We start from the raw sequence: 14,883 nt of genomic DNA, 5'->3' as shown, positions 1-14,883 counted from the left end.
GTGAAAATCGATATTTATAGCCCGGAGAGTTACACCTCGGGAATTCCCCATGAAGAATTTGCCTGGCTGCGGGCAAACGCGCCGGTCTACTGGCACCAGCATCCGCAGGGCGGAGGCTATTGGGTTGTAAGCCGGCATGCCGACGTTGTCACCGTGTCTCGTGATTTCAAAACCTATTCTGCCGAGCAAGGTTTTGTCATGGTCGACGACATGGACGATGACATCCTCCAGATGGTGCGCAACCAGCTTCTGGGTATGGACCCGCCTCGCCATGCGCCACTGCGTCGTGCGGTCATCACCCGCTTCACCTCAAAACGGCTGGCGGCACTGGAGCCACAGGTAAGGGAAATTGCGCGCGGCATTATGGAGCGTGCCGGCGCAATGGATGAGCTCAATTTTGTCGAAGACCTGGCGGGTGATTTACCCACCGCCGTTATCTGCTCACTTCTGGATATTCCAGAGGACATGTGGCCGCAAATTCGGCGCTGGTCAGACCTCTGCACTTCTGCTTCTGATCCAGACTTAGGCGGAACCCCAGAGGAGGTTAACCAGGCCAGCATTGAAATGGGCACCTACGGCTTTCAACTTGCATGCGAGCGCAAAGACAAGGGCGGCGACGACCTTATCTCCCTGTTAATTAATCAGGAAGTGGATGGGGAAAAAGTCACTGAGGCGGAGTTTGCCTCCCTGTTTGTGCAGATAGCAGTCGCCGGCAATGAAACAACTCGCGGTCTTATAAGCAGCGGACTTTACCTGTTAGCCAAGCACCCCGAGGCATACCGGGAACTGGAGGCCAATCCAGAACTGCTACCATCAGCGGTTGAAGAAATGCTGCGCTGGACCTGCCCTCTTCACTACTTCCGTCGCACTGCCACCTGCGAAACAGAACTTGCAGGCCAGGTCATTGCAGCAGGTGACAGAGTCGTGATGCTCTATAGCTCTGCCAACTTTGACGAGAACGTTTTTATTAAGCCGATGGATTTTGACATCCACCGGAATCCGAATCCGCACCTGGCCTTTGGTTATGGCATCCATCTTTGCCTCGGCGCCAACCTCGCCCGAATGGAGGCACGCCTGTTCCTGGAAGAGTTTTTCCGCAAGTTTAGAGGACTGGAACTTACCGGGGAGCCAACGTATATCTGCTCAAACCTTGTGCACGGCTATAAGGAGATGCCAGCGAGACTGCTAGCGCGGGACTAGCACACTCATAATTGGCTACCGCCGAATGACGTCGCCGTGATAAAGACCGTAATAAATTTCCTGATTTTGTCGTCGGTAAACGCAGCGTTCAAAGTCATCTCAGGGTATCATCGTTTGTTTACGCAACACATTTAGAGATTTGGCAATGGCAGCGTTTGGTACAGAATTCACGCAGGAAATGGTTATCAGCCAATACGAGGACGGACAATGGTCTGATCTGGCGCTGGTGCCTGTGGAACCCTTCTCACTGCATCCCGCTACCCATGTGCTGCACTATGCCAGCGAATGTTTTGAAGGGCTTAAAGCGTATCGCGCGGACAGCGGCGACATACACCTGTTTCGTCCTGATCGCCACGTCAACCGCATGCTGAACAGCGCCGAACAATTGCTACTGCCCATTCCCGACGAAACGACCCTGGCCCGTGCCCTGCACATGGCAGTAGCAGCAGTAACCGATGAAATCCCCGTCAACCCGGGGGCCTTGTACCTGCGCCCTACCCTGTTTGGCACCGAAGAAGACATTGGCGCAGCGGCGCGGCCCAGCCAGAAAGCCACGTTCTACGTACTCACCTCGCCGGTGGGCGACTATTTCGCCGGCGGACTAAAGCCTTTGAGGGTCAAGGTTGATGACAAAGCGCAGCGTTCAACTCCCGACTTCGGCGAGGTTAAAACGGGCGGCAACTACGCAGCGGCCATGCGCCAGATAGTGCGCGCCCGAGAAGAGCTGGGTGCCGACCAGGTGTTGTTTTCTCCCGGTGGTATCGTGCAGGAGACCGGGGCGGCGAACTTCATTCTCATTGAAGGCGGAGAATTGATCACTAAACCGCTGGATGGATCAGTCCTTCCCGGCGTAACCCGGGATTGTATCCTTGCTCTGGCAGCCGATGCGGGACTCAAGGTCTCGGAAAGAGACTTCACCGTCGCTGAACTGCTGGAGCGTGCCCCTCATGGCGAAGCGGCGCTGACCGGCACCGCGGCTGTGCTGACCCCGGTAGGAGAACTGCTCCACGACGGCAACTGTGTAAAGGTCGGCGATGGAGCAATGGGCCCATGGTCGACACGCCTGCGAGAACAACTTTGTGCTATCCAGACCGGCGCAGCCGAGGATAAGTATGGTTGGCGAGTACCACTGAACACCTGAAGGAGTAGGATTTTGCCCCATACCCGACGCTATATCGCGGTTGACCCTGACGATCAAAGTCTCTGCATAGAAACAGATATCGCACCCACTCCTGCACCCGGAGAAATCCTGATCAAGGTGGCTGCGGCGGGCTTGAACAGAGCCGACCTGCTGCAGCGTGCGGGACTGTATCCGCCTCCTGAGGATGCGTCACCCATTATGGGCCTGGAAGTTGCTGGCACCGTGCTCGCACTTGGCCACGAGGTTACTGGCTGGCAGGTCGGCGATTCGGTTTGCGCCCTGACGCACGGTGGCGGCTATGCCGACCACGCAGTCGCTCCGCAAGGTCAGTGCCTGCCCATACCTGCAGGAATGAATATGGAGGAAGCGGCCGCTCTACCCGAAGCCCTGCTTACTGTTTGGCACAATGTATTCCAACGGGCAGCCATGCAAGCCGGCGACAATGTACTCATCCACGGCGGCGCCAGCGGCATCGGCACCCTGGGCATTCAAATGGTCAACGCCCTGGGCGGCAAGGTATATACCACCGCGGGCAATGAGCAAAAGTGCACTGATCTGGAAACCCTTGGGGCAGTCAAAGCCTTCAACTACCAGACCCAGGACTTTGAAGTTGCTTTGACCGAGGCGGGACTCAAAGACCGCATTAACGTCATTCTCGACTTGGCTGGCGGTGATTTCATCCAGAAGAATATCAATGTGGCTGCCCCGGAAGGCCGGATCGTCAACATCGCTTTCATTCGCGGTTTTCAAGCCGAGGTCAACTTTGCGCCTTTACTGATAAAGCGCATCACCTTTACTGGATCGACTCTTCGCAGCCAAAGCTTTGAGCAAAAGACCATCATGTGCCGAGAAATTATCGAACATATTTATCCTCACCTGCAGAACGGCAGCATCAAACCCATTATCGACCGGGTATTTGAACTGGATGAGGTAGCCAGTGCTCACGATCACATGCAAAGTGGCGCTCACATGGGCAAAATTATTCTCCGCACCTAGGAAACCACAATGCAAAGATTTGAAAATAAGGTCGCCCTGGTCACTGGCGCGGCCTCAGGCATCGGTCGCGCGAGCGCCATTCGCCTGGCCAGCGAAGGCGCAGCCGTCTTTCTCTGCGACATCAACACCGATGGCCTGGCTGAAACCGTTGCAGCCTTGCCACAAGGCAGTCAGAGCGACATGTTTGAACTCAATGTCACAGACTCGACTGCCTGCAATGCAGCCGTAGAAGCCTGCGTCAGCACATTCGGGCAGTTGGATATCCTCTGCAACATCGCCGGCATCGCCATCTGTGAGAACCTCACCGATATCACCGACGAGCAATGGCACAGGGCAGTAGCGATCAATCTGGACGGTGTGTTTTTTATGTGTCGCGCCGCCATGCCCCACCTTGTTGCCAGCACAGGCAACATCGTCAATATGTCCTCTAGTGCCGGCCTGGTGGGCCAGGCCTACAACTCTGCCTACTGTGCTACCAAGGCGGGTGTACTAATGTTCAGTAAATCCCTGGCCATCGAATACGGCAAGCTAGGCGTAAGAGTCAATGCCGTGTGCCCCGGATTCGTTAAAACCCCTTTATCTGCCAATTTCAGCATGCCAGAAGACGTCGATATGGACTTGATGGCAAAGCTGATGCCGCTGACCGAGGGAGCAGAACCAGAAGAAGTGGCTGCCAGTGTGGCTTACCTTGCGTCCGACGAGGCCCGCTTTATCAATGGTATCGGATTACCCATTGATGGCGCCCAGACGGCAGGCTAGGGGCAACCAAGAAATCAGAGCTGGCCGAGGCTCAGTATAGTCAATGCTGATAGTACGCCCGCAGCGCGCCTTAAAAGCCGGCAAATACAGCCAATTGCTCCCTATTGCCAATACCCACGGCTGCGAGGATGATGGCACTGGTCACAATCGCGATCGCCAAACAATCAACAGAGACGACACCAACTAGCCATGACGCACCTGACCCGACTGCTCTACCTAATATGTATTCTCGGCGTTGCCGCTTGCGGCGATTCCACCCCAATCGGAGCACAAGAAATTGGCCCCGAGCCGACAAATGATCTCCAGCAGAACGTGTCCGGGGTAGCCACCCCTGCGGCAGAGACCTTGCCTTTCGCTCCTACCAAACAGGAGCAGGAATTAGAACCGGTTAAGGCCTTCCGCAGTGCCTGGACCGGAGATCTGGACACCATGGAAGGTAACCGGGTAATCCGCATACTCACGGTTTACAGCCCTGGGCGCTACTACCTGGAAGAAAACGGAGAAGAGAAAGGCCTGGTGAAGGAAATGGCACGACGCTTTGAGGACTTCATTAACCAGCGCCTTAAGCGTAAGACCGTGCGGGTTATTGTTGCCATCATTCCCATGGCAAGAAGTCAGTTAATCCCCTCTCTACTCCAGGGCCATGGCGACATTATCAACGCCAGCCTTTCAATTACTCCAGAGCGAGCTGAGATCATGGATTTCAGTATTCCAGCGACCAAACCAATTTCGGAGATTTTGATTACCGGCCCCAAGGCGGCCGAGCTCAGCTCTATCGATGACCTGGCCGGCAAGACCATTTATGTGCGTCAGTCCAGTAGCTATAGAGAAAGCGTGGAGAACCTGAACTCAAGACTGGAGAGCGAGGGTAAGGAACCGGTCAAGATTGAACTGGTGTCGGAATTTTTAGAAGATGATGACCTGATTGAAATGGTCGATAAAGGCTTACTCCCCTGGGCTATCGTAGACGATTACAAACTCACCCTGTGGAAGGATGTATTTACCCATACAGTAGCACGTCAGGACATTGTCTTTCGCCAAGGCGGCCGTATTGGTTGGGTATTTCGGGAAGACAGCCCTCTGCTGGAATCTGCGGTTAATGACTTCATGAAGGAAAATCGTGAAGGTACGCTGATAGGCAATGTGCTGAAAAATCGCTATATCCGGGACTTTGACTGGGCGGCTAATGCGCTGGACGATTCAGACTATGAGCGCTTCCTTGATTTACAGCACATATTCCAAAAATACGGCGAGCAATACAGGGTTGATTACCTGGTGGCCGCAGCTCAGGGCTATCAAGAATCACGCCTCAATCAGGAAGCTCGCAGTGGCGCAGGTGCTGTTGGTGTGATGCAACTATTGCCCAGCACGGCGAAGGATAAGAACGTAGCGATTCATGACATCGACAACGTGGACTCCAACATCCACGCGGGTATTAAATACCTGGATTTCCTGCGCAATCGCTACTTCGACGACCCCGCCATTGATGCTCGCAACAAAACGCTATTGGCGCTCGCTGCCTATAACGCTGGTCCAACCCGTATGATTAATATGCGCAATAAAGCCAAGAAACTGGGCTATGATCCCAACCAGTGGTTTGACAATGTGGAGCTGGTGGCGGCAAAGGAAATTGGCAGGGAGACAGTACAGTATGTCTCTAACATTTATAAGTACTATATTGCGTACCGTTACACGCTGGAGCAGCAGGCAGGCCATGCCGAAGCCCGTCAACGCGCCGGCATGACACCCTACCCTTCCTCGAGCAATTGATCAGGGCTGGACCGCCGGGCTTTCCAATCGTGCTGCGGTATCAGCCATGCGAAATTGCAACCAGTAAATTTCATAATCGTTCCTGAGTCCTTCCTGTGCGGCCTCCATTAGCGCCGCCAAACCCTGCTGTCTTAACTCAAGCGCATCCCGATTAGTGGGCTCCCCTGCGAGCAACACTTCAACGATATGCAAGGCCTTAACCGGCTCATTTTTCAACAGATAGTTCTTTGCCAGACTCTGTAAAACCTCATTGCCCGTTGCAGCCGCCAGGTCAGCGTATACGTTGCTTGCGGGCACTGGATACAACTCGGTTGTGCTATCAAAGTGGAACCAGCTCATGTAGTAGTCCCAAATGCTGCGCACCGCCCAATCCACCTTGCCGTGGTTTTGCACCAGAGTGAGATTAGCGGGCAACTGAATTTCTTTCATCAGCTGATAAACCGTCTTGCCTGCATTCATCCCAGCAACAGTTTCATCGTGCACAAATTGCACAGCATCGCGAATACGCGTCATATCAGCATTGATCTGTTCAGCGCCATAGCTGGGATCGAGATGACTGGGTACAACGATCTCCGCGCCAAGGGGAAGAAGAAAGTCGAGTGACTTCACGTACTCCATTGGCTTGCGCACCTTCTCTCCGCGCATAGTGAATACGTTGGGAAACTGTGGAAATTGGGGACCAAAAAAATCGCCACTGAACAGGATTTTTTGCTGTGGTAACCACAGCACCACATTATCGGCGCCTTCCGCACCGGGCGTACCAAATACTTCGAACTCAACGCCGCCCAGGGCGAAGCTGTAGGACTCCCAGTCATCCAAGGTTATGTCAGGCACGATGCCACCGTAGCGCATCATGGCGATATCGGGACGATCCTCCCAGGCGGGCATCCAGGGAAACAATGTACGGCTCCGGTTGTACTGGTAGGGCTCGAGTTCCATCAGGTAGCGCTGCTCTTCCTCAAACTGCTGGTGCGCGATCACCCGGGTATCGTCATCAGCAAAGAAGCGAGTACCTCCTATGTGATCCGCATGGGAGTGGCTCAAAATAATAGTATGAATTGGCGCATCGGAAACCGCCTGTAAAGCCTTGAGTTGTTTTGGCGTTTGCAATATCAGGCCGGTGTCAAAGAGCACATTGCCCTCATTGGTTGTAATCATCATCACATTGCCGACACCCGTGGCCATGTAAACATTATCGGCAACTTTTTGAATTTTAATGGGACGCTTGATCAGTTCTACTGCACTGCCGTGTGTTGCCTCTCCCTGATCGACACCCAGACGCCTGGTTGCAGCTTCACCAATCGCACCGAGGGCAACCAGCTCTGCGTCTTTTTTTAGACCTTTACCTACATCCCCGTCCAAAAATAACCAGAGCACAGACACTGCGGAAACGGCGATAATTATCAACAACAGCTGCTTTACCACGCCGCGCTGTAAATGGCATTTGCCATGCTGAAATTTCATAAAGAGCCCTTTTGAGCGTTTATCGCTCATTCTTGCGGTGTCACAAATATGGGAGATGACCAGGCGCGCTGCTGCTCTGGTGCCAGACAATCGTCGTCAGAGTCTGTGCGGTAGTCCCCATAGCAGGGCTCAACCTTGATACAGAGTCCATTTTCATCGTATTCACAGCGCACATTGTCGGCGTTAATCATTGCTGTGGTTTCCTGAATAGCCCTGGCGTAGTAAATCGCCTCGCGCCCAGTAGCCGTGAACTCATCGTCACTGAACTCTGCGCTACAGCCGGAGGGGTCACCGTCACAACTGAAACTGCGCCACGGATCCTCAATGAGTTCACCTACGTCTTCATCGGCAGTCAGTTGAGAACGAATTCGAACAATCTCGATTCGGTCTAAACGGTAGCGCTCATCACCGGGGTTGTAGCACTCGCCGCCGCACAAACTTTGAACTCTCTGCGCTCCCAAGCCATCAATCGCATGCTGTGGGCAGCCCGGCTTCTGCTTGAAAGCACCCAATGCACTCACTTTGAACGAGGGATTTATGGCAGAGCTGACCTCTGAACCCATGGGCACTCGTTGCTCGCCATTGATCATATCGAACCAGAGTAGAATCCTGTCCCCGGATGTCGCGTAAACCTCTTTACGCTTAAGACCATTCCATATAGATACTCGATCTCGACCGGAGCTGTGTGTCGCCACCAGGCCGCCTGTTAGCCAGAAAGAGTTCTGCCTCTCCATATTTCTTGCATTCATCAGGCTCACGCCGTCGGCACTTAAAGGCTCTGAATAGGGTAGCGGATCTTGCCTTTCACGAATCAGGCTGCCAATAGCGCTTGCGCTGGTCGGACCAAATGTCTCAGTCATGAACTTCCGCTTTACTTCCTTATAGCCGGTCCCGCTCTGGCCACGATGATTGTCACTGGCACCAATGAATCCAAAACGGAAATTAAGTGACTTGCCGCCCTCCTCAAAACCCGTAATGGCCAGCGCATACTGCGCAGTGGCTCCCGGCCTGTGATCCATGGGTTCATTGAAACAGTCCGGGCAGGTCCCACAATTGAGCCAATCAACCACCTGCTGCCCCGGAACGGTTGCATGACCCGAGTTACCCGCATCAACAAAGTTCTGCCTCGCCTCGAACTCACGACTTTGGCACACCGCCGCACCCTCCCCAGCTTGCTCACAGCGCTCGCGGATAATCTCCCCAGCACGATGACAACAGGGCAAGTAGTCATCTGAAGGCTGGGGGCAAAACAGACCGCCATCGCCTTCTTTCACCGAGGCCCGCCATTTTCGATACTCCTCAGCGTTACCATGCCCCGAGTAGATTTCAAACAAAATCTGCCGATCGGCATCATGTTGCTCGCTGTTCAACTGCTTGTCGAAGGTCGTTGAAGCGGGGGTATTCATGCCCCAGGAATTTCCATGGGGAATGACGATGCTGTCATAACCCCACTGGTCCAGCTTGGTAAAAAGCTCCCGAGGGTCCTCGGCAATCTCAAGACACTGTGTGGGCAACTCGCGGGTATGCACGCCCTTTTCACAAACCGGTGTGTCAGCAATTTCGTCATAGTAGCCCTGAATGCCCAGATAGAACTGTCTGTTCTCGAAATCAACAAGCGACATCATAAGCTGGAGCGCTCGCCCGATCGGTGCCTGTGCAAGCCTTTTCCTTGGGGCTGCAATCGCACGAGCCGGAACATTAGCATCAGCTGTATCCATGAAGATCACATTTTTGTGGCCATAATGCCTTGAGGGATCAGTATTAACCTGGCTCCACTCCCATCCGAGGAAACTCACCATGTCAGGATTAGCCGGATCACCGGAAGCAGCATTACATTCACGAATACTCTCACGAGTCTCCGCCCAGCGACGGGGAGTTATGCCCTCCGCGTGGTCATTAACAGACCAGAAATCCAAGCTGGAGCAATAGCGAGCGAAGTCACAAGCATCGGCAGGAGGATGCAGGCCGGAACCGCCCTGCAAAGGCATGGCAATGATAAAAGCGTCAGGCGAAAAGGTGGTGTGAACATGCAGATCACCGAACAAGATCTGGCTATCCCCGTCACCAGTGACAACAGTTTGCCGCGCAGACTTATCTTTCACGACATCCGCAGGCAGCGTCTCTCCGAGAATTACCCCGCGCGTTTCAGGCTCACCCCCACAGGATGCAATAGCAATACAGGCAATAGCCAACAGCAATGCAGGAGCAGACCTGTTCATTAATGCACCTCGTTTACTTAAGGCGATCATAGTATAGGGTGCACAGCTGAGGTAGGAGATATGGCCAGTTTTCGCTTGCACATAATCTCCTGGTCAATATAAACAGACCAGAAAACGGATGAGTGAAAGCATATTAACACGCCCTTGTTAAGAAGGGCGCGGAAAACCCGCACGGAACAAGCCGTGCAGGCTAATCAGGAGTGCTCAGCCTGTTACTTCTTGGCTGCTGCTTTTTTCCTGGGAGCCGCCTTGCGCTTGGCGGGTGCTTTCTTTTTGGCTGCCGCCTTCTTCTTAGGCGCTGCCTTTTTCTTCGCTACTGCTTTTTTCTTGGGCGCTGCCTTTTTCTTCGCTACCGCTTTTTTCTTGGGCGCTGCCTTTTTCTTCGCTACCGCTTTTTTCTTGGGCGCTGCCTTTTTCTTCGCTACCGCCTTTTTCTTGGGCGCTGCTTTTTTCTTGGCTGCCACCTTCTTTTTAGGTGCCACCTTTTTCTTGGCTGCGGCTTTTTTCTTGGGAGCAGCTTTCTTTTTCGCGGCCGGCTTTTTCTTAGGCTTGGCCGAAGCTTTTTCCACCATGGCAGCTGCTCGATCTGCAGCCTTCGCCTTGCGGTCCTCTACAATCGCATCCGCTTTTACCACGGTATATTTCTGCGCAGCCTCATAAGCGACTTTGGCAATGCTAGCAACCGTGTCACCAAGGTCTTGCACCTGCTTCATTAACGCATCGACTTTCTTCTGGTTATCAGGCGTTGCTTTTTTCTTTGCCGCCGCGCGCGCCTTTTTCAAACGGGTCGAAGCCGTCGAATGTTTTTTACGCGCAGATTGCAGTTCACGCTTTGCTCGCGCATTCGCTTTCTCAGATTCAGACACAAGTTTTTTGCGAAGTTGCTCTACTTTCTTGTTGGCTTGGTAAGCCAATTTAGTGGCCTGGGCCAATTCTTTTTCCAACATTGCTTTTCACACTCCGTATGGTGAGTAGATACCGCTTGGCTAGTGTAGGCTTAATTATGATAGATGTAACGTATATTTTTTAACCTATCTCAAGGTGAGATTAAAACAGATTGTTAACGCGCATTTTCTCGTCTTCTACTTCGAGATGTGCAGATCAAAATATCCGATAAAAAAACTTAAATAATTGTCGAATAGCAAAACGAAAAATTATGCGCATAGCAGGGCAGGTTATGGGGCTAGTAGCACAAATATCGAGGAGCTTCCGAAACACCCAAGTGAGGAGGCAAACGGGTACCGATTTAACAACAACGCACAAAAAAGGCCACCAAGGTGGCCTTTTCTATTTTTCGTTTCGCTTACTTGCTCAGCTTCAGCATAAACTTCGCGGCAGCAAGACGGGTTTCTTCGTCAAGGTGACCCTGTGGTGGCATCTCCGGGTAGTCGTCTCTCTTTTTCACTGGCTTTGCAGCGTAGGCGGCAATCCCTTCAGGATTATCCATATAGAGTGCTTGAATAATTTGAGTGGGGGGCCCAATCATGCGCGAATTGTAGGCATGACAACCGGCGCAAACGCCGTAATACGCAAGCTTACCGCTGTCCATGTTTGACTCTTCAGTACGGGGCGCAACAGGCTCTGGTAGCGTGTAAGTCAGCACATTTTTGGTATCGGAAAATGCACACTCACTGTACTTATCAAGACCGATGGTGCGAAATCGCTCCGGGTTGAGAATACAACCATCATCCATACCAACAGTATCAGCAACATCGGGACCCCGGGTCTCCAGCTTAGTCGCGAGGAACGCACGAACCAGTGGCGCCGGGTTGTTGCCATTGTCCTGCATGATGTTATTGAGAATCTTGGGGCGATTAGGGTTCGGCTCTGAATCCGGATCGACAGAAGCACTGGTCGCCAGAGAGAAGTCAGTGAATAGAATGCCAACCGAGTCATTGCCCGTCACAATATTTTGCTCAACGACAACATCGTCACAGGCCATGATTAACATACCCGTACCCGAAGGTATATTGGAGACTAGGGAGCCAGGAATCGCAAAATTTTCATGGTTATTATTTACCACGAAGTTGTTGCGGATGATCACATCGCTACAGGTCTTAATGGGAAGGCCTGGAGTGATAAATGCGAGGATACCGCCAGTGTTATTGTAGACATAATTGCCCTCAACTAATGCGGCGCGGCTGTTTTCTATCTCAATACCGGCCACACTTTCAAACACCTGGTTGTAAACAACATCGACATTGTCAGACATGCCCACGTAAATCGCGGCGTCTTCAATTCCGGAGATAATATTGTGCGCGACGATACCGTTTTTACCTAACTGAGGGAAAATACCGTATACGCCCGTGTCGACAATGTAGTTATTGCGGATAATAAAGTTATTACCCGCCTGACCCATGATCGCATTGCCTTTATAGTGGGTAATGTATAGGTTCTCGACAGTCACGCCATTACCTGAATAAAGCACAGCGTCGTTGCGAACGCCCTCACCTTCCATTACCGGGTATCGGCCCTGCTCGATAACACCGGACAAGGTAATATTGTCTTTGTCGATATAAACCGTTTCTTTGTAAGTGCCTGGCATGACCTTGATGAGAGTGCCGGGCTCAGCTTTGGCAACCGCGTCCTGAATCGACTCACCGTCTTTAACAATAATGACTTCACCACTAGTGGGAGTCTCCCAGGCTCGAACACTGAAGGTTCCGCTAGCAGCTATGACTTCTGCGGCGCCGTCAGATGCAAATTCCGCCTTGGGTGCGGCAGGCACTTTAATGACCGTCGGCTCTGGCTGATTGGCTGTTCCGAGATAGTAACCCCCTGCCAATAACACCACCGCGCCTGCTATGGCTGCGATTTTATTCATGGTTGCTTGCTCCATCTTTTATTTCGCCTGCATCGGCGACATTATTGTGTACCGGTCGCATGCCAGAGGGCAAACGGCTCGGCTGTTCAGGTTTAAAACTTTCATCAGTCAGGGTCATGAGGAAGTCCACCAGACGATCCAGTTCCTCGTCAGTCAAGTTAGGCTCCCAGATATGCCAGTGAATCTTGAGTTCTTCGCCTTTTGGTACAGCGTGTCCGCGACCACCCGTGTAAAAAGCGGCAGCCTCCCGCAGACTGGCGAAACGCCCCGAGTGCATGTAAGGCGCAGTAAGGGCAATGTTCCGAAGGCTAGGCACTTTAAATCCGCCTCGCTGACTGGGCTCTTTCATTGGGACCTGGGCACCCGCATCGAAAGGCATTCCCTCCGGCTCTGGAGTGCCAATCACTGCCAGTTGCTGATTAGTAAAGAGTGGCGGAGTGTGGCACTCGGCGCAACGAGCCACAAAGGAGCGGAAAATATTGAGCCCCTCTTTTTCTGGCCCGGATAACGCATCTGCATAGCCGTGGGCGTACTGGTCATAGCGACTATTTAGCGAAATCAGCGACACTTGAAACGCGGTTATAGCCGCATAGATATGATCCAGGCGTACCTGGGATCCGCTGTCGATAAAGTCGTTGGGGAAAGCCTGAGCGAACAGCTGTTGGTAGGCAGGAATCCCATTGAGCGTCTTCAATAGCAGCTGTGGATTACTGCCCATCTCATGCGCATCGTAAAGCGGCCCCTGCATCTGCTCTTCCAAAGAACTTGTTCGTCCGTCCCAGAAAAAGCTTTTCAGGAATGCTACGTTCCACAGCGTAGGGGCCGAACGAGGTAACACTGAATCATCAATGCCCAGGCTCTGGCCAAGGCCATCGGCAAAGCCCTGATCCGGGTGATGGCAACTGGCACAGCTCACACTTCCGTCGCCTGACAGTACCGGGTCGAAAAATAAATAGCGGCCGAGATCTGTTTGCTCAGGAGAAAAACCATCTCGCCATTCAGGCAGACCTGTTTTCAAGCCTCCGACCCCAGCTTCCTGCAGTGAAGGATACATCTGATACAAACTGCGCAGTTCACAATGCCCGGAACTCAGCTCAAACCCCGGAGGGCAATCCGCATTGAGCACAATAGCGTGCTCAACCGCTAAGCCGGGGGCATTGGCAAGCAAACAGGTCAACAGTATCAGTACGCGAAACATGAACGACCCTATTGTTCCAGACCATGCAGGTAGGCCACAACATCTTTGACCGCCTGCTCATCGGGCAAAATGGCGGCCATAGCACGCATTTGTTTGCCAGTAGTGTCCTCAGGGTGGCTGCCCCGTTGACCGGAACGGAATGCAAGTAGCTGAGCCTGCAGATACCAGTCATCACCACCGGCAAGTCGTGGTGAATTCAACGCCAGGTTACCGACGGCGCCTGCGCCATGACAAGCACCACAAAACTGGTTGTAGTAATCGGCCCCCATTTTGACATCGCCTGCCAAAGTCGACGCAGACGCTGGGCTTTCGAGAGTGGCAATATACGCTGCCACGTCAGTAACGGCCTGATCGTCTGCAAGGGTGGCAGCCATTGGCGCCATCTGCATGGAGGTCGCAGTGGCGCCCGGCCCTCCGCGCACACCACGGCGAAATTTCGATAACTGAGCTGCAACGTAGACCGGCTCAAGGTGATTTAATCGCGGCGCATTCATCGCCTTGTTACCCTGGCCTTGATCACCGTGACAGGCAACGCAGGTAGTGTAATGACCCTTGCCCGCTTCAGGGTTGTCCGCCGAGGCGCTGATGGTCGCGCTAGCCAGGCCAAGACCTGTGAGCGCGAGAATAATGAACTTCTTCATCACTGTTTCTCCAGTCGGATACTGTAAAGAGCACAAGCTGCTTGTATCAATTGAGGCCCCATATGATAATTATGAAGATTAAACGTAGCTGAAAATTGGGTTTTCTGCTCACGATACCTCTCAGGGGGAGGACAACGGTGGTGCTGTGGTCTAGACTCAGGCAGGCAGTGGATCCGGACCCCGGCCGACTTGCAATCAACAAATAAGAAGATAGGGAAAGCAGATGGAATACAACTCGGATGAGCACAGCATCAAGTGTCCTAAGTGTGGACACGGCATGAAAGAAATTACCTATGGCGGTGACGTGGTGGTTGACCGCTGTACTCACTGCCAGGGCATCTGGTTTGACGTGGGTGAAGCGGAAGCTCTGAAAGGAAAGTGGATGGGAGACGCCCTGGACATGGGTGACGCCAACGAGGGCAAAAAGTGGGATGCCGTAGAGGACATTTCCTGCCCGCGTTGTGGCAAAGACATGGAAAAGCGCTCCGATCCCAATCAAGCGCATATCTGGTTTGAAGAGTGCGAGGAGCATGGCATGTTTATGGATGCCGGAGAATTTACCGATTATAAGCATGAGACCTGGGCAGATTGGTTCCGCACCCTGGTCAAGGGCTCCCGGTAGGCCGTCTGAAAGATAAAAAAGGCGGCTTAGGCCGCTTTTTTAAAGGCCT

Annotated in this window: 13 protein-coding genes; 7 read left to right on the top strand and 6 right to left on the bottom strand. The window is 52.9% G+C overall.

Annotated features, from left to right (window positions below):
* From EYC87_RS10265 to EYC87_RS10240, 6 genes are all read left to right on the top strand, one after another.
* On the top strand, window positions 1–1,200 hold the full coding sequence (locus EYC87_RS10265; RefSeq protein ID WP_279252784.1) for a cytochrome P450: 1,200 nt from the start codon (window positions 1–3) through the stop codon (window positions 1,198–1,200).
* A gap of 145 nt (window positions 1,201–1,345) precedes the next feature.
* Window positions 1,346–2,341: a branched-chain amino acid aminotransferase gene (locus tag EYC87_RS10260; protein ID WP_279252783.1), complete on the top strand. Its 996-nt coding sequence runs from the start codon at window positions 1,346–1,348 to the stop codon at window positions 2,339–2,341.
* A gap of 12 nt (window positions 2,342–2,353) precedes the next feature.
* Window positions 2,354–3,337 carry an NAD(P)H-quinone oxidoreductase gene (locus EYC87_RS10255; protein WP_279252782.1) on the top strand — a complete coding sequence of 328 codons (984 nt, stop codon included), beginning with the start codon at window positions 2,354–2,356 and terminating at the stop codon, window positions 3,335–3,337.
* Window positions 3,338–3,346: 9 nt separating this feature from the next.
* Entirely contained in the window at window positions 3,347–4,096 is a 750-nt protein-coding gene (locus EYC87_RS10250; RefSeq protein WP_279252781.1) for an SDR family NAD(P)-dependent oxidoreductase, read from the top strand.
* 43 nt (window positions 4,097–4,139) lie between these two features.
* Window positions 4,140–4,283, top strand: a complete 144-nt coding sequence (locus EYC87_RS10245) for a hypothetical protein (protein WP_279252780.1) — start codon at window positions 4,140–4,142, stop codon at window positions 4,281–4,283.
* 2 nt (window positions 4,284–4,285) lie between these two features.
* On the top strand, window positions 4,286–5,866 hold the full coding sequence (locus EYC87_RS10240) for an MltF family protein (RefSeq protein ID WP_279252779.1): 1,581 nt from the start codon (window positions 4,286–4,288) through the stop codon (window positions 5,864–5,866).
* On the opposite strand, the gene EYC87_RS10235 is transcribed toward EYC87_RS10240, so the two are convergent.
* The 6 genes from EYC87_RS10235 to EYC87_RS10210 all read right to left on the bottom strand — a co-directional run bounded on the left by EYC87_RS10235 (window position 5,867) and on the right by EYC87_RS10210 (window position 14,212).
* Complete coding sequence (locus EYC87_RS10235; RefSeq protein ID WP_279252778.1) at window positions 5,867–7,330, bottom strand: MBL fold metallo-hydrolase; 1,464 nt, start codon at window positions 7,328–7,330, stop codon at window positions 5,867–5,869.
* A gap of 26 nt (window positions 7,331–7,356) precedes the next feature.
* Entirely contained in the window at window positions 7,357–9,549 is a 2,193-nt protein-coding gene (locus EYC87_RS10230) for a DUF3604 domain-containing protein (RefSeq protein WP_279252777.1), read from the bottom strand.
* 212 nt (window positions 9,550–9,761) lie between these two features.
* The gene (locus EYC87_RS10225; protein WP_279252776.1) at window positions 9,762–10,496 is read right to left on the bottom strand and encodes a hypothetical protein; all 735 of its coding nucleotides are present in this window, start codon (window positions 10,494–10,496) and stop codon (window positions 9,762–9,764) included.
* Between the two features lie 356 nt (window positions 10,497–10,852).
* Window positions 10,853–12,373, bottom strand: coding sequence for a parallel beta-helix domain-containing protein (locus tag EYC87_RS10220; protein WP_279252775.1), 1,521 nt, complete (start codon window positions 12,371–12,373; stop codon window positions 10,853–10,855).
* On the bottom strand, window positions 12,366–13,571 hold the full coding sequence (locus EYC87_RS10215) for a cytochrome-c peroxidase (RefSeq protein ID WP_279252774.1): 1,206 nt from the start codon (window positions 13,569–13,571) through the stop codon (window positions 12,366–12,368). The genes EYC87_RS10220 and EYC87_RS10215 overlap by 8 nt, the downstream gene beginning before the upstream one ends.
* Window positions 13,572–13,579: 8 nt before the next feature.
* A complete protein-coding gene (locus EYC87_RS10210; RefSeq protein ID WP_279252773.1) occupies window positions 13,580–14,212 on the bottom strand; it encodes a c-type cytochrome in 633 nt (210 codons plus the stop codon).
* Window positions 14,213–14,435: 223 nt separating this feature from the next.
* Here EYC87_RS10210 and EYC87_RS10205 point away from each other — a divergent pair, with 223 nt between their 5' ends.
* Window positions 14,436–14,834: a zf-TFIIB domain-containing protein gene (locus EYC87_RS10205; protein WP_279252772.1), complete on the top strand. Its 399-nt coding sequence runs from the start codon at window positions 14,436–14,438 to the stop codon at window positions 14,832–14,834.
* The last annotated feature ends 49 nt before the right edge of the window (window positions 14,835–14,883 follow it).

The sequence above is a fragment of the Candidatus Seongchinamella marina genome, assembly GCF_026262685.1.
In the GTDB taxonomy this organism is placed as follows: Bacteria; Pseudomonadota; Gammaproteobacteria; order Pseudomonadales; family Halieaceae; genus Halioglobus; species Halioglobus marinus.
Note: the sequence above shows the minus strand (reverse complement) of the source record. Positions and strands in the feature narration are given on the sequence as shown.